Origin of the sequence: Microvirga sp. VF16 (assembly GCF_016864375.1) — a bacterium.
Lineage (GTDB): Bacteria > Pseudomonadota > Alphaproteobacteria > Rhizobiales > Beijerinckiaceae > Microvirga.
Map to the genome: position 1 here is coordinate 715,730 of NZ_CP069354.1, position 15,009 is coordinate 730,738.

10 protein-coding genes and 1 riboswitch are annotated in these 15,009 nt (G+C 62.9%); of the genes, 6 read left to right on the top strand and 4 right to left on the bottom strand.

The window, feature by feature from the left end; genetic code table 11:
• Positions 1-223 precede the first annotated feature (223 nt).
• From JO965_RS03435 to JO965_RS03450, 4 genes are all read left to right on the top strand, one after another.
• Positions 224-1,513, top strand: a complete 1,290-nt coding sequence (locus tag JO965_RS03435; protein ID WP_203442316.1) for an ABC transporter substrate-binding protein — start codon at positions 224-226, stop codon at positions 1,511-1,513.
• A gap of 70 nt (positions 1,514-1,583) precedes the next feature.
• Positions 1,584-2,546, top strand: coding sequence for a carbohydrate ABC transporter permease (locus JO965_RS03440; protein ID WP_203442317.1), 963 nt, complete (start codon positions 1,584-1,586; stop codon positions 2,544-2,546).
• Positions 2,547-2,553: 7 nt separating this feature from the next.
• Positions 2,554-3,387: a carbohydrate ABC transporter permease gene (locus JO965_RS03445; RefSeq protein WP_203442318.1), complete on the top strand. Its 834-nt coding sequence runs from the start codon at positions 2,554-2,556 to the stop codon at positions 3,385-3,387.
• A gap of 27 nt (positions 3,388-3,414) precedes the next feature.
• The gene (locus JO965_RS03450; RefSeq protein ID WP_203442319.1) at positions 3,415-4,506 is read left to right on the top strand and encodes an ABC transporter ATP-binding protein; all 1,092 of its coding nucleotides are present in this window, start codon (positions 3,415-3,417) and stop codon (positions 4,504-4,506) included.
• A 276-nt stretch (positions 4,507-4,782) separates the two neighbouring features.
• On the opposite strand, the gene JO965_RS03455 is transcribed toward JO965_RS03450, so the two are convergent.
• From JO965_RS03455 to JO965_RS03470, 4 genes are all read right to left on the bottom strand, one after another.
• Positions 4,783-5,484: an ATP-binding cassette domain-containing protein gene (locus JO965_RS03455; RefSeq protein WP_203442320.1), complete on the bottom strand. Its 702-nt coding sequence runs from the start codon at positions 5,482-5,484 to the stop codon at positions 4,783-4,785.
• Positions 5,471-7,045 (bottom strand): ABC transporter permease subunit, encoded by a 1,575-nt coding sequence (locus JO965_RS03460; protein WP_203442321.1) that lies wholly within the window; start codon positions 7,043-7,045, stop codon positions 5,471-5,473. Before JO965_RS03460 ends, JO965_RS03455 begins: the two co-directional genes overlap by 14 nt.
• Positions 7,046-7,054: 9 nt before the next feature.
• Positions 7,055-8,059 (bottom strand): thiamine ABC transporter substrate binding subunit, encoded by a 1,005-nt coding sequence (thiB, locus tag JO965_RS03465; protein WP_203442322.1) that lies wholly within the window; start codon positions 8,057-8,059, stop codon positions 7,055-7,057.
• Between the two features lie 70 nt (positions 8,060-8,129).
• Positions 8,130-8,236, bottom strand: a riboswitch (TPP riboswitch).
• Between the two features lie 44 nt (positions 8,237-8,280).
• The gene (locus tag JO965_RS03470; RefSeq protein ID WP_203442323.1) at positions 8,281-10,626 is read right to left on the bottom strand and encodes a Tex family protein; all 2,346 of its coding nucleotides are present in this window, start codon (positions 10,624-10,626) and stop codon (positions 8,281-8,283) included.
• Positions 10,627-10,813: 187 nt separating this feature from the next.
• On the opposite strand from JO965_RS03470, the gene JO965_RS03475 reads away from it, so the two are divergent.
• Entirely contained in the window at positions 10,814-12,124 is a 1,311-nt protein-coding gene (locus tag JO965_RS03475; protein ID WP_203442324.1) for an Hsp70 family protein, read from the top strand.
• 90 nt (positions 12,125-12,214) lie between these two features.
• Positions 12,215-15,001: a phosphoenolpyruvate carboxylase gene (gene ppc / locus JO965_RS03480; RefSeq protein WP_203442325.1), complete on the top strand. Its 2,787-nt coding sequence runs from the start codon at positions 12,215-12,217 to the stop codon at positions 14,999-15,001.
• Positions 15,002-15,009 lie beyond the last annotated feature (8 nt).

Consider the following 15,009-nt stretch of genomic DNA (forward strand, 5'->3'; position numbering starts at 1 on the left):
AAAAAGGAAGCCGGCAAATTGCAGCGAGTGCCGTCAAAGAGGAGTTGTCTTTGAATTTTGCCGATACCAATATGAGGTCACTTGTCCAAAGCGCTTTCCGATGGAACAGTCAAGCTCGCCCGCTGGGAAGCGCAAGAATGCAATAAAATCGGCACGGGACAATCAGAGGGCCACATTGTCAGGGGCGTTTCCAGACGCCTCTCGGTCACGGAGGAAAAAGACGATGACGAAACCCCATTCGAAAGCGGTCCTGCGCCGCGCAGGACAGTTGCTCGCGACCGTCTCGGTGGCCGCGGCAGCTCTTGCTTTCGCCAATGCCGCCTCGGCCCAGACGCTCACCATCGAGAGCTGGCGCAACGATGATGCGGATGTCTGGAACACCAAGATCATTCCGGCCTTCAACAAGACGCACCCCAACATCAAGGTGCAGTTCAAGGCCGATCCGCCGACCGAATACAATGCCGCCCTCAACGCGCGCCTTGCCGGCGGCACCGCAGGCGACCTCATTACCTGCCGCCCGTTCGATGCCTCTCTCGACCTGTTCAAGAAAGGCAACCTGGTTTCCGTCAACGATGTGAAGGGCATCGAGAACTTTTCCGACGTGGCTAAGAGCGCCTGGTCGACCGATGATGGAAAGACCACCTTCTGCATGCCGATGGCCTCGGTGATCCATGGCTTCGTCTACAACAAGGAAATCTTCGACGAGCTGAAGCTCACGCCGCCGAAGACGGTCGCCGAGTTCCACGCGGTGCTGGACAAGATCAAGGCCGACGGCAAGTACACGCCGATTGCCATGGGCACGGCCGACCAGTGGGAGGCCGCCACCATGGGCTTCCAGAATATCGGCGTGAACTACTGGAAGGGTGAGGAAGGGCGCAAGGCGCTCATCGAGGGCAAGCAGAAGTTCACCGATCCGGCCTACGTGGACGTGTTCAAGGAGCTGGCGACCTGGGCGCCTTACATGGGCGACGGCTACAAGTCTCAGAAATATCCGGACACGCAGAACCTATTCACTTTGGGCCGCGCGGCGATCTACCCGGCAGGTTCCTGGGACGTGCCGATCTTCCGCAAGCAGGCTGATTTTGAGTTTGACGCCTTCCCACCGCCCGTCGCGAAGGCCGGCGACAAGTGCTATATCAGCGACCACACGGACATCGCGGTCGGCATCAATGCCAAATCGAAGAATGTCGAGGCGGCCAAGACCTTCCTGTCCTGGGTGGCCTCGCCTGAATTCGCCGAGATCTACGCCAACGAGCTGCCGGGCTTCTTCCCGCTCTCGAAGGCCAAGGTCGAGGTGAAGGATCCGGTCGCGGCCAAGTTCGTCGGCTGGCGCGGAACCTGCGAAAGCTCGATCCGCAACTCCTACCAGATCCTGGCCCGCGGCACGCCGGACCTCGAGACCGAGCTTTGGAACGTGAGCGCCCAGGTGATGAACGGCAGCATGAAGCCTGAGGAGGCGGCCAAGAAGGCCGAGGACGGTCTTGCGAGCTGGTACGAGCCGCACAAGAAGTAAGCGCTGAAAGCATCAAGGCGGGCCGCCCATGGGTGGCCCGTTATCCCATTCTCCTTCTGCCTGGAGCAGCATGACGGATCTCACGGCTTCAAGCGCCCAGCCGGCGGATGTGGTTCCCACCCGCTCGCGCTTTCCTGTCCACATCGCCGTGTTCCTGGCGCCGGCGGTCGCGATCTACACCCTGTTCTCGATCTACCCGCTCGTCGATACGATCCGCCTGAGCCTTTATGCCGGTGACGAGACGGGCGCGCTCAGCTTCACCGGCCTCCAGAATTTTCATACTCTTCTGACGGATCCCAACTGGTCGAGCCGGTTCTGGAATGCGTTCACCAACAACCTGATCTTCTTCGCCATTCACATGGTGGTGCAGAACGGCATCGGCCTGGGGCTCGCCATGCTGCTCAGCCTGCCGCGGCTGACCGGCGGCAGCCTTTATCGCACGCTCATCTTCCTGCCGACCATGCTGTCCGTGGTCATCATCGGCTTCATCTGGCAACTCATCCTCAACCCGCTCTGGGGCATCGCGCCGAGCCTCTTGAAGGCCGTGGGGCTCGGCAGCCTCTTCGGACCCTGGCTCGGCCAGGAATCGACGGCCCTGCTGACTGTCTCCCTCATCTCGGTCTGGCAGTTCGTCGGTATTCCCATGATGCTGATCTATGCCGCCTTGTTGAACATTCCCGACGATCTGCTCGATGCCGCAACCGTCGACGGGGCGGGACCCTTCAGCGTGTTCTGGTTCGTGCGCCTGCCCCTGATCCTGCCGACGCTTGGCGTCGTCTCGATCCTCACTTTCGTGGCCAATTTCAACGCATTCGATCTGATCTATGCCATCAAAGGCGCGCTCGCAGGGCCGAATTTTTCCACCGACATCCTCGGCACGTTCTTCTACCGCACCTTCTTCGGCTTCCAGCTTCAGGTCGGCAGCCCGACAATGGGAGCAGCGGTCGCGACCGCCATGCTCATCATCATTCTGGTGGGCGTGCTGATCTATCTCTTCGGCGTGCAGCGGCGGCTGCAGCGGCATACGTTCTGAGGGCGCTATGGGAACAACCGTTCGGCCAAGCCGCATCGCCGTCCATATCGCACTGATCCTCTACACGATCCTGGCGCTCGGTCCGATCTTTCTGATCCTCATCAACGCCTTCAAGACAAGGCGGGCGATCTTCGCCGATCCGCTCGGCCTTCCCAACGGCCAGACCTTCACCACCATCGGGTTCGACCGGGTCTTCGCCAATGCGGATTTCGGGCTTTACTTCTTCAACAGCCTGACGGTGACAATCATCTCTCTCGTGCTGATCGTCCTCATCGGCGCCATGGCCGCCTGGGCGCTGACTGAGTACAAGTTTCCAGGCAACACGCTGATCGCGCTCTATCTGGCCATCGGCATCATGGTCCCGATCCGCCTCGGCAGCGTCAGCATCCTGCGCATGATGGTGGAGTTGAACCTCGTCAACACCTTGACCGCGCTCATTCTCGTCTACGTGGCGCAAGGGCTGCCGCTCGCCATCCTCATCCTCGGTGAGTTCATCCAGCAGATCCCGAAGGATCTGCGTGATGCCGCCCGCTGTGACGGGGTGAGCGAGTACCGGATCTTTTTCAGCATCATCCTGCCTCTGATCAGCCCCGCCATCGCGACGGTCGCCGTCTTCACCATGGTGCCGGTCTGGAACGATCTCTGGTTCCCGCTGATCCTGGCGCCCGGCGACGGCAAGCAGACGATCACGCTCGGCGTGCAGCAATTCATCGGGCAATACGTGACGGATTGGAACGCGGTGCTCGCCTCACTGACGCTGGCGATTGCCCCGGTCCTCGTCCTCTATCTTCTGTTCTCGCGCTATCTCGTGCGTGGCCTCACCGCCGGTGCCGTGAAGTGACGTCCTAAATTCCAGGAATTGACCGCCATGGCCGACGTTTCCCTTCAAGGTGTTGCCAAATCCTTCGGAACGACCGAGATCCTGCGCGACATCAATCTCGCGGTGAAGGATGGAGAGTTCGTCGTCTTCGTCGGCCCGTCGGGCTGCGGCAAGTCCACGCTTCTCCGCATCATCGCAGGCCTGGAAAATGTGAGCGGCGGCGAGATCAGGATCGACGACCGGCGCGTGAACGAGCTGCCGCCGGCGGATCGCAAGATCGCGATGGTGTTCCAGTCCTATGCGCTCTACCCGCATATGAACGTCTACAAGAACATGGCGTTCGGCCTGAAATTCGCCAAGACGAACAAGGCGGAGGTCGACCGGCGCGTGCGACAGGCAGCGGAGATCCTGAAGCTTACCCCGCTCCTCGACCGCAAGCCGCGGGAATTGTCAGGCGGACAGAGGCAACGCGTCGCCATCGGCCGCGCCATCGTGCGCAACCCGAGCGTTTTCCTGTTCGACGAACCCCTCTCGAACCTCGATGCAGCGCTTCGCGTCAACACGCGCCTCGAGATCGCCAAGTTGCACCGGGATCTCGGGGCGACGATGATCTACGTTACCCACGATCAGGTCGAGGCCATGACCCTCGCGTCCAAGATCGTGGTGATGAACCATGGCCGGATCGAGCAGGTGGGAGCGCCGCTGGAGCTCTATCGTTCTCCGCGCAATCTCTTCGTTGCCGGCTTCATCGGCTCGCCGAGGATGAATTTCATCAAAGGGCAGGTTCTGCGCATGGAGGGGGACAGCGCCACCATCGGCTTTGCAGGCACGGAAGCCGCTTTGACGGTGAGGCCCGGCAACCTGAAGTCGGGTGATGCGGTCACGGTCGGCATCAGGCCCGAGCACATGGAAGAGGGCGGTGCCGATGCCGCTTCGCTCAGAGGCACCATCGACGCCGTCGAGCAGCTCGGCGAGTCGAGCTATGTCTACATGAAGCTCGCGAGTGGCGACGACGTGATCGTCCGCGCGCCGGGAGAGACCGATGCCGCGCCGGGCGGATCCTACACCGCCCATGTGCCGCGCCGGGCGCTGCATGTCTTCGATGCTTCGGGTGTGTCGGTTCTAGCTGAGCGGGGATGACAACCCGCGCTGTCATTCCGGGGCGCCGAAGGCGAGCCCGGAATCCATAACTGCTGACAATGCAGAGTAAGGCACGTCGGCTATCGCAATGTTTCAAGCTTCCACGTCGTGTTTATGGATTCCGGGCTCCGCTGCGCGGCCCCGGAATGACAGCGCGTGACACCCCCATGTCATCACCGGCCTTGTGCCGGCCATCCCGATCATGTGAGGCGCCGCGCCTTTCTTCATCGAGATCACCGGCACAAGGCCGGTGATGACATGTAGAGGTGATGCCACTCACGAATCCGACACGGCCGCCGCGATCCTCGGCGCGAGTGCACTGGTGAGAATGTCGGCAGGACGTCCAGTTGCCACGACCCTGCCATCCGCGACAAACGCCATCTGGTCGGCGACATCCGCCACATCCTCCGGCGTATGGATCGTCATGAGAATCGTGACGGGGCGCTTGCGGCGCATCTCGTCGACGAGCAGGATCATGTCGCGGCGTAAGGACGGATCGAGGCTGCTGAACGGCTCGTCGAGTAGGATCAGCGGCCGGCCGGAGATGAGCGCGCGTGCCAGTGCCACGCGCTGACGCTGGCCTCCCGACATCTCGCCGGGTTTGCGGTCATCGAAGCCTTTGAGGCCGACCGAGTCGAGCATGTCGCCCACGAGACGTTTCTCATCCGCGCTCAACCGCAGGGAAGGGCGAAGTCCCAGCGCTACGTTCTGCGCCGCGCTCAGGTGTGGAAACAGGTTGTGATCCTGGAACACAGTGGCGGCTGGGCGCTTGGCTGGTTCGAGCGGCAAGAGATCCTGTCCGTTGAAGGTGAGCGTGCCGCTTTCAGGCTTTTCGAAGCCGGCGATCATGTGAAGCAGAGTCGTCTTGCCGCCACCCGACGGGCCGATGATGGCACAGAGATTTCCCTTCTCGACCGTGAGCGAGTAATCGGCCGTGAAATCCGGCCAGGTCAGGCGGCAATTCTCAATCACCAGCATGGGACAATCGACCTGAAGCGTGTGCGAGTAGAACGGCGAAGAGGACGATGACGAGACCGATGCTTGCCGCCTCGTCGAGCCGGTACGCGCCGAGACGCTCATAGAGGAGATAGGGCAGGGTGACCAGTTCCGTGCCGCCGAAGAGAGCGATGATGCCGAAATCGCCGAATGACAGGGCCATGGCAAGAACAAAACCTGCGGCGAGTGGGCGCCTGAGCGCCGGCCAGTCCATGATCGTCAGCTTCGACCACCCGGCGAGACCGAGGGAGGCTGCGACGCGGCCATAGCGCTCCTCCGTGGTGAGGAGATGAGGCGCTACATAGCGATAGGCGAAGGGCACGGCAGCGAGCCCGTTGATCAATGGGAGAAGGATGAGGCCTGCCGTCGAGGGATCGCCGAAGCGCTGGATCAGCAGGAACAGGCCTGCGGTCAGGGCGAAGGGCGGAACGGCGAGGAGCGTGTCGGGCAGGAAATCGTAGAAGGCGGCAATCCGTGGTGACCGCAGGACGATCCGGCGCCGTCGCGCCGCGGAAGCAAGCGCAAAGGCCAGGACGCAGGCCAGAATGGCGGCAGCGGTCGCAATCGTCAGGCTCGTGACGAAAGCCCGAAGAAGATCGGTATCGATCACGTCGAGCATATTGCGAAAGCCCGTCAGCACGCTGAAGGCGAGCGGTGCGATGAAGACAGCACTGACGACCAGCACGACGGCATCGAGAAGCTTCAGTTTCTCGTTCTTGGCGTCGGGGCGATAAACGAGGCTGCGGATCGTGTGGCCGACTGGCGGACGCGTGAAGGCCCAATGGAGAAGCGCCGTCATCGACAGGCAGATCGCGAGCTGGATCAGCGCGAGCCAGGCGACGCGGCTGAAATCGAGATCGATCTTGAGTGCCTCGAAAATCGCCACTTCGAGCGTGGAGCGACTGGGCCCCCCGCCGAGCGCCAGCACGATGGCAAAACTCTTGAAGCACATCAGGAAGATGAGCCCGGCGACCCCGGGCAGTTCCGCGCGCAGAACCGGCCAGTCGAGATGGCGGAAGATCTGGAAGGGCGTGAAGCCGAAGGCGGTGGCGAGGCGCCAGTGCTCGGCGGGAACCTGATTCAATCCGTCGAGCGTGATCCGCGCCACGAAGGGGCCGTTCAGGAACACATGGGCGATGAGAATGCCGGGATAGCCGAAGATGCTGAAGCCCTCGGTCCATCCGAGAAATGCGAGAAGTTCGGCGAGCCATCCACTGCGCCCGTACACGGCGAAGACCGCGAAGACGGCGACGATGGTGGGCATCACCATCGTAGAGCCCAGGATCGCCAGAAGGACATCGCGGCCGGGAAATCTGCGGCGTGCAAGCGCGAGCGCGAGGCCGATGCCGAGGGCCAGCGACAGAAGGGTGGAAAGCGTTGCCTGGATGACGGAGAAGGCGAGCACACGCCAGAGATAGGGGCCGATGGAGAGAAGCGTCGGTGTCCCTCCATCGAAGCTGGCAAGAGCGATGAAGCCACCCGCGACCAGACTCACGATGGCCAGGGCCACCAGGCTTCCGGGATGGGGCAGCCTCACGATCATGCCGGGCGGTCAGCGCGCCGTGGCGTTGAGCCAGGCATCGGTGAAGGCGCGGCGGTTCTGCTGCACCTCCTCGGGGGTGAAGAGCAGCGCCTGGCTCGGCTGCACCAGATCCTTGAAGGCGGCCGGCAGGCCGGCGGCGGGCGTCTTGGCAGGCATCATCCAATTGCCCTCGGGCATGGCCGACTGGAACGGTTCGCTGAGGATGAAGGCCATGAATTTTTGGGCGAGTTCCGGCTGCTTCGTGGTGCGGGTCATGCCAGCGAGTTCCACGTGAAGGTAATGGCCCTCCGTGAAGGCCGCGGCCTTGTAGTTGTCCTTCTTCTCCGCAATCACGTGATAGGCAGGCGAGGTGGTGTAGGACATCACCATGTCGGCTTCGCCCTTCAGGAACAGGCCATAGGCTTCCGACCAGCCCTTGGTGAAGGTTACGATGCGGGGTTTGAGCTTGCCCCAGGCCTCGCCGGCCTTGTCGCCATAGACCTTCTGCATCCAGAGCAGCAGGCCGAGGCCCGGCGCGCTGGTGCGAGGATCCTGCAGAACCACCTTCGGGCCATTGGGATTGTCGACCAGCTCCTTCAGGCTCTTCGGCGGATTGGGAAGCTTGTTGGCATCGTAGACGAAGGCGTAGTAGCCCCAGTCGAAGGGGATGAAGGCCTCATCGTTCCATTTGATAGGAAGTGTCAGATCTTTTACCTCAGCGCCATGAGGGGCAAAGAGGTTGAGGGATTTCGCCTCCGCCACGAGGTTCATGTCGAGACCGACGACTGCATCGGCCTTGGTGTTCTCGCCCTCCAGCCGCAGCCGTCCGAGTAGGCTGCCCGCATCCTCGGCGGAAACCCAAGTGAGTTCGCAGCCGCAGGTCGCCTCGAAGCGTTCCTTGACGGTCTTGCCGGGGCCGTATTTTCCGGAAAACGAGCTGTAGGTATAGACGGTGAGTGTCGGCTTGGTCTGCGCCTGGGCGAGGCCGGTGGCGAGCCCGAGCGATACGAGGGTGAGAAGCAATCTGCGTAACATTTTATTGGCGCTCCCATGCATGAGGCAGGCCGGACGGGCGGCGCAGATTGCACGGGGCATGGCTTTTATGGCGATGTCGCATGCTCATTCCCTCCGCCGGCATGACCCGGATCAGGTTCGACGGGTCGGTGGCCTGACCACCTCTCAGCCCCGTGTGAGGCTCCCCGTGAGACGCTTTGCTTCTAAATCACTTCGGAGGTGGCTACAAGCCGCCCCTTGGATCACTTCCGGTTGCCCTTGTCCTTGCCGTTGGCCATTGCGGCCCGGCGCAGGGCATCGGCCAAAGCGCCACCGGAGGAGGACGTCTGCTGGGCCGGCTTCCTCTCATTCTGCTGACGGTGCTTCTGGAACGCCGCCCGATTGTCGTCCTGCCGCCCTGCAGGCCGCTTCTCGGCCGGGTCGCTCATGCGCATGGTGAGCGAGATGCGCTTTCTCGGAACATCGACCTCGAGCACCTTCACCTTCACGATGTCGCCGGGCTTCACGACGGTGCGCGGATCCTTCACGAAGGTGTCGGCCAGCGCCGAGATGTGCACGAGGCCGTCCTGGTGCACGCCCACATCGACGAAGGCGCCGAAGGCCGCCACGTTGGTGACGACGCCTTCCAGCATCATGCCAGGCTTCAGGTCGCCGATCTTCTCCACGCCTTCCATGAAGGTGGCGGTCTTGAACTCCGGGCGTGGATCGCGGCCGGGCTTCTCCAGCTCGCTCAAAATGTCCTTCACCGTCGGCACGCCGAACTTCTCGTCCGTGAAGTTTTGCGGGTTGAGCTTCTTGAGAACGGCGCCGTTGCCGATCACGACCTTGATGTCGCTCTTCGTGGCTTCGAGAATGTGGCGCACGACCGGATAGGCTTCCGGATGGACGCCGGAGGCATCGAGCGGATCGTCGCCGTTCGGGATGCGCAGGAAGCCTGCCGCCTGTTCGAAGGTCTTCGGACCGAGGCCCGAGACCTTGGTCAGGGCCTTGCGGGTCTTGAACGGACCGTTGGCATCGCGGTGCGAGACGATGTTCTGCGCCACCCAGTCGCCGAGGCCCGAGACGCGGGCGAGGAGCGGGGCCGAAGCGGTGTTGAGATCGACGCCAACCGCGTTCACGCAATCCTCCACCACCGCGTCGAGGGAGCGGGAGAGCTTGTATTCCGCAAGATCGTGCTGGTACTGCCCGACGCCGATGGATTTCGGGTCGATCTTCACGAGTTCCGCCAGCGGATCCTGCAGGCGGCGCGCGATGGAGACGGCGCCGCGTAAGGACACGTCGAGATCCGGCAGCTCCTGGCTCGCAAAGGCGGAAGCGGAATAAACGGAGGCGCCGGCCTCCGAGACCATGATCTTGGTGAGCTTCAAATCCGGGTGCTTCGAGACCAGCTCGGCGGCGAGCTTGTCGGTCTCGCGCGAGGCCGTGCCGTTGCCGATGGCGACGAGCTCGACCTTATGCACGCGGCAGAGACGCGCCAGCGTCGCGATGGATTCGTCCCATTGGCGCTTCGGCTCGTGCGGGTAGACGGTATCGGTTGCCACAACCTTTCCGGTTGCATCGACCACGGCCACCTTCACGCCGGTGCGGAAGCCCGGATCGAGGCCGAGGGTCGGTCGGGCACCGGCGGGAGCGGCGAGCAGCAGGTCGCGCAGGTTGCCCGCGAACACCTTCACCGCCTCGTCTTCCGCGAGCTGCCAGAGCTTCATCTTCATGTCGAGCTCGATTGAGAAGCGCAGCTTCGTGCGCCAGGCCCAACGCACCGTATCCAGAAGCCACTTGTCGCCCGGGCGGCCCTGATCGACGATGCCGAAGGCGAGCGCGGTGCGGCCTTCGTAGCGGCTGATATAGCCCGGCTCGGCGCTATCCTTGTCCTCCTCCATGCGCAGATCGAGAATCTCTTCCTTCTCGCCACGGAAGAGCGCGAGGATGCGGTGGGAGGGGAGCTTTGTCAGCGGCTCAGCAAAGTCGAAGTAATCGGCGAATTTTGCGCCGTCATTCTGCTTGCCGTCGCGCACCTTCGAGGTCAGGCTGCCGCGCTCCCAATAGGTTTCACGCAAGGCGCCTAAGAGTTCCGCATTTTCCGCGAAACGCTCGACCAGAATGGACCGTGCGCCCTCCAGTGCGGCCTCGGGCGTGGCGACCTCTTTCTCCGTGTTCACGAAGGCGGCGGCAGCCTCCTTCAGCTGGCGGGCCGGCTCGGCGAGGAGCAGGTCGGCCAGGGGCTCCAGGCCCGCTTCCTTGGCGATCTGCGCCTTGGTGCGGCGCTTGGGCTTGTAGGGCAGGTAGAGGTCTTCGAGACGCGCCTTGGTGTCGGCGGTGTTGATCTGAAGTGCCAGCTCGTCGGTGAGCTTGCCCTGCTCGCGGACGCTGTCGAGGATCGTCTTGCGGCGGTCCTCCAGCTCGCGCAGGTAGCGCAGGCGCTCCTCCAGGGTGCGCAGCTGCGCATCGTCCAGGGTGCCGGTGACTTCCTTGCGGTAGCGCGCGATGAAGGGAACGGTGGAACCGCCGTCGAGCAGATCGACGGCTGCCTTGACCTGCCATTCCTGAACATTCAGTTCGTTCGCGATGCGCTGACCGATGGATAGCATGAAAGTCTCCGAAAAAGGCGTAAGGCGCGGCTTCTACGGTGCGGGGTGCCCCCCGGTCAACGGCTCGTCCACAGCGCCGGGGTCGCAGTGCCGATAGGGAATATCGGCCCATCCGACATTTCCGCTTGGCTTGGCAGGCCTTGGCGTATAGACCGTCCGGCCCTTCAAGCTGTGCTCCGAGGTCGCCATGCCCCCGTCCCACGATCTATCCATTGGCATCGATTTCGGCACCAGTAACACGGTCGTGGCCATCGCAGGCCCTGACGGGCATGTGGAGGCGCTGACCTTCGAGCACGGGAGCGAGCGGCTCAAGGTCTATGTCACCGCGCTCTGCTTCTGGGACGAGCGGCACGGCAATGGCCTGAGGACACAGGTCGAGGGTGGACCCTGGGCCATCGACCAGTTCCTGGAGGGGCTTCACGCCCACCGCTTCATCCAGTCCTTCAAGACCTTCGCGGCGAGTGCGACCTTCAAGGAAACCCGGATTTTCCGCGAGCGCTACGCCTTCGAGGATCTCCTGAGCGCTTTCCTGCGCACGCTCATGCGCCATGGCGGCTCGCACCTCGATTGGGGCGCCCGCAACGTCGTCGTCGGACGGCCGGTCCAGTTCGCCGGCTACAATCCGGACGACGATCTCGCCATGCAGCGCTACCGGACTGCCTTCGGCCGTCTTGGAGCGGAGCAGGCCCGCTATGTCTATGAGCCGGTGGGGGCCGCTTTCTTCTATGCGCGGCAGCTCGACCACGATTCCACGGTGCTCGTGGCGGATTTCGGCGGCGGCACCAGCGACTTTTCGGTGATGCGATTTTCGAAGGCCGGCGGCGTGCTGCGGGCCGAGCCACTGGGCCATTCGGGTATCGGCCTTGCCGGCGACGCTTTCGATTACCGCATCGTCGACAAGGTCGTCTCGCCCCGCCTCGGCAAGGGCGGGCAATACCGCTCGATGGGCAAGATCCTGTCGATCCCCAACCACTACTACGCGAATTTCGCGCGCTGGAACCAGCTCGCGATGATGAAGGGCAGCGGAGATCTGAAGGAGCTGCGCGAGCTCGCCCGCACAGCGCTCGAGCCTGAGCCGCTCGAAAAGTTCATCGACATCATCGAGTACGATCTCGGCTTTGCCCTCTACCGCGCCGTGTCCTCGGCGAAGGTAGCGCTTTCCAGCACTGAGGAGACGGATTTCCGCTTCCAGGGTGAGGGCGTCGATATTCAGGCCAAGATCACACGTGCCGATTTCGAAGGATGGATTGCTGAGGATGTTGATCGGATCGCAGGAACGGTCGACGAGGCGCTGTCCAGGGCCGGAGTGAAGCCGGGCGAGATCGAGCGAGTCTTCCTCACGGGCGGCACGTCCTTCGTCCCCGCCATCCGGCGCCTGTTCGTGGATCGCTTCGGTGAAACGCGCCTGACCTCCGCCGACCAGTTCGAATCGATTGCCTATGGACTGGCATTGATCGGCCAGACGGAAGCGCCGGAGCGCTGGGCGGTCACGAATTAGGCTGAATTTAAAATAAAATTACGCTTGCCGCGTGGTGGCAAAGGGTTTTATTTCGCAGTGCAGCAAAATGCGGCTGAAGCGAGCGCGCCCATGTCCCTGATCAATCCCGACGTTACGGCCGAGAAGGATTTCCCCCTTCGTGACGACATCCGGCTTCTGGGACGTATCCTCGGCGACACGATTCGCGAGCAGGAGGGCGAGGCAACCTTCGAGATCGTCGAGCGCATCCGCCAGACCTCGATCCGCTTCCACCGCGATGAGGATGAGATTGCCCGCCGCGAGCTCGAGACGATCCTGAACAGCCTGTCGCGCGGACGCACCAACCAGATCATCCGCGCCTACAGTTATTTCTCGCATCTGGCGAATCTCGCCGAGGACCAGCACCATGTCCGCCGCTCCCGGGCTCATGCGATGGCGGGCGCTCATGCTATGGAGGCTGCGGCGCCGCGCGAGGGAACCTTGGGGCGGGCTCTCAAGCTGATCCAGGAGGCGGGCATCAGCCACACGGCGCTGCAGGCGTTCTTTGCCTCAGCCCTCGTCTGTCCGGTCCTGACCGCGCATCCGACCGAAGTGCGCCGCAAGAGCACCATCGACCGGGAGATGGAGATCTCGCAGGTTCTGGCACGGCGTGACCGTCAGCGCCTGACTCCGGAGGAGGAGGCGGCGTGCCAGGAATCCCTGCGGCGTGCCATCCTCACCCTCTGGCAGACGAGTATTCTCCGCCGTAACAGGCTGAAGGTGATCGACGAGGTCACGAACGGCCTGTCCTATTACGACAATACCTTCTTCAAGGAGCTACCGCAGGTTTATGCCTCCCTGGAGGATCAGCTCGCGGCTATGGTTCCCGCCTGGGGCACGGTGGAAGTTCCGTCCTTCCTGCGCATGGGGAGCTGGATCGGCGGCGACCGCGACGGCAATCCCTTCGTGACGGCGGATGCATTGCGTCAGGCCCTGTTGCTGCAGAGCAAGCATGCGCTCGGCTTCTATCTGGAAGAATTGCATTGCCTGGGCGCCGAGTTGTCCCTCGACGGGCGTTATGTGAACGTTTCCGACGAGGTCCAGGAACTCGCCAAGGCCTCTCCCGATCTCTCGCCCCATCGCCAGGACGAGCCCTACCGCCGGGCGATCACGGGCATCTATGCGCGCCTTGCGGCAACCGCGGCGCGATTGGGGCACGGCGATGTTGCCCGCCACGCGGTGGGCGAGGCGCCGGCCTATGACAGCGTCGAGGAGTTCGAAGGCGACCTCTCGATCCTGCATCGCTCCCTGCGCTCGAACGGATCAGGGTCCCTCACGCGCGGCCGGTTGCGCAAATTGCGCCGCGCCGTCGATGTCTTCGGCTACCATCTGGCGAGCCTCGACATGCGCCAGAACTCCGATGTTCATCAGCGTGTTGTCGCCGAGCTCTTCGAGAAGGCAAATCCCGGCACCGATTATGAAGGGTTGCCGGAGGACAAGCGTGTCGCTCTGCTCCTGGAAGAGCTCCGGACGCCCCGTCTTCTGACATCGCCCTATCTCGAATATTCGCCGGAAACCTCATCGGAGCTTGCCATCGTGCATGAGGCGGCGGAGGCCCATCGCCGCTACGGCCGCGCGGCCGTGCCGAACTACGTCATCTCCAAGGCGAGCGATCCGTCCGATATTCTGGAAGTGGCTCTGCTCCTGAAGGAAGCGGGTCTGTTGCGTCCACGCGATGGCGAGATGGATGTGAACATCATCCCGCTCTTCGAGACCATCGCGGATCTTCGCCATTGCAGCGGCGTGATGGATGCGCTCTTCGCGCTGCCCGATTACATGCGCCTGTTGCGCAGCCGCGGTCAGGCGCAGGAGGTGATGCTCGGCTATTCCGACAGCAACAAGGATGGCGGCTTCCTCACCTCCGGCTGGGAACTCTACAAGGCGGAGATCGAGCTGGTCGAGGTGTTCAAGCGCCATCAGGTGGCGCTTCGCCTCTTCCACGGCCGGGGCGGTTCCGTGGGCCGTGGCGGCGGGCCGAGCTATCAGGCAATTCTGGCGCAGCCGGGCGGGGCCGTGCAGGGCGCCATCCGCATCACCGAGCAGGGCGAGGTGATCGCGGGCAAATACTCCAATCCGGACCTCGGACGGCGCAATCTCGAAATCCTCGCCTCCGCGACCCTTGAAGCCTCGCTGCTGCATTCCGGGCAATCCGCGCCGCGCGAGGAATATCTGAACGCCATGGAAGAGCTCTCGAACAGCGCCTTCAAGGCCTATCGGGCGCTCGTCTACGAGACCGAAGGGTTCGAGCGCTATTTCTGGGAATCGACGGTGATCGGCGAGATCGCCAACCTGAATATCGGCAGCCGGCCGGCTTCGCGCACCAATTCGCGGCGCATCGAAGACTTACGCGCCATTCCTTGGGTGTTCGGCTGGGCGCAGTGCCGCCTCATGCTGCCGGGCTGGTACGGCTTCGGCTCGGCCGTCAACGAATGGCTCGAAAAGCGGCCCGATACCGGCTTGGCGTTGCTGCAGGAGATGTATCGCGAGTGGCCGTTCTTCCAGGCGCTGCTCTCGAACATGGACATGGTGCTGGCGAAGAGCAACATCGCCATCGCCTCGCGCTATGCAAACCTCGTCGCAGACGAGAGCTTGCGCGATGGGATCTTCCCGCGCCTGCGCCATGAATGGGAGGATTCGATCAAGCAACTGCTTTCCATCATGCAGCAGGAATCCCTGCTCGACAGCAACCCGCTCCTCGCCCGTTCGATCCGTAACCGCTTTCCCTATCTCGATCCGCTGAATCACCTGCAGATCGAATTGTTGAAGCGTCACCGATCTGGCGATGCGGACGAACAGGTCGTCCAGGGCATCCACCTCTCCATCAACGGCATCGCTGCGGGGCTGCGCAACAGCGGCTAGAGCATCGG

What these genes read in the sequence shown, in the direction of transcription:
- JO965_RS03435 (WP_203442316.1), top strand. Translation starts at nt 224, where the DNA reads ATGACGAAACCCCATTCGAAAGCGGTCCTGCGCCGCGCAGGACAGTTG.
- JO965_RS03440 (WP_203442317.1), top strand. Translation starts at nt 1,584, where the DNA reads ATGACGGATCTCACGGCTTCAAGCGCCCAGCCGGCGGATGTGGTTCCC.
- JO965_RS03445 (WP_203442318.1), top strand. Translation starts at nt 2,554, where the DNA reads ATGGGAACAACCGTTCGGCCAAGCCGCATCGCCGTCCATATCGCACTG.
- JO965_RS03450 (WP_203442319.1), top strand. Translation starts at nt 3,415, where the DNA reads ATGGCCGACGTTTCCCTTCAAGGTGTTGCCAAATCCTTCGGAACGACC.
- JO965_RS03455 (WP_203442320.1), bottom strand. Translation starts at nt 5,484, where the DNA reads ATGCTGGTGATTGAGAATTGCCGCCTGACCTGGCCGGATTTCACGGCC.
- JO965_RS03460 (WP_203442321.1), bottom strand. Translation starts at nt 7,045, where the DNA reads ATGATCGTGAGGCTGCCCCATCCCGGAAGCCTGGTGGCCCTGGCCATC.
- thiB (WP_203442322.1), bottom strand. Translation starts at nt 8,059, where the DNA reads ATGTTACGCAGATTGCTTCTCACCCTCGTATCGCTCGGGCTCGCCACC.
- JO965_RS03470 (WP_203442323.1), bottom strand. Translation starts at nt 10,626, where the DNA reads ATGCTATCCATCGGTCAGCGCATCGCGAACGAACTGAATGTTCAGGAA.
- JO965_RS03475 (WP_203442324.1), top strand. Translation starts at nt 10,814, where the DNA reads ATGCCCCCGTCCCACGATCTATCCATTGGCATCGATTTCGGCACCAGT.
- ppc (WP_203442325.1), top strand. Translation starts at nt 12,215, where the DNA reads ATGTCCCTGATCAATCCCGACGTTACGGCCGAGAAGGATTTCCCCCTT.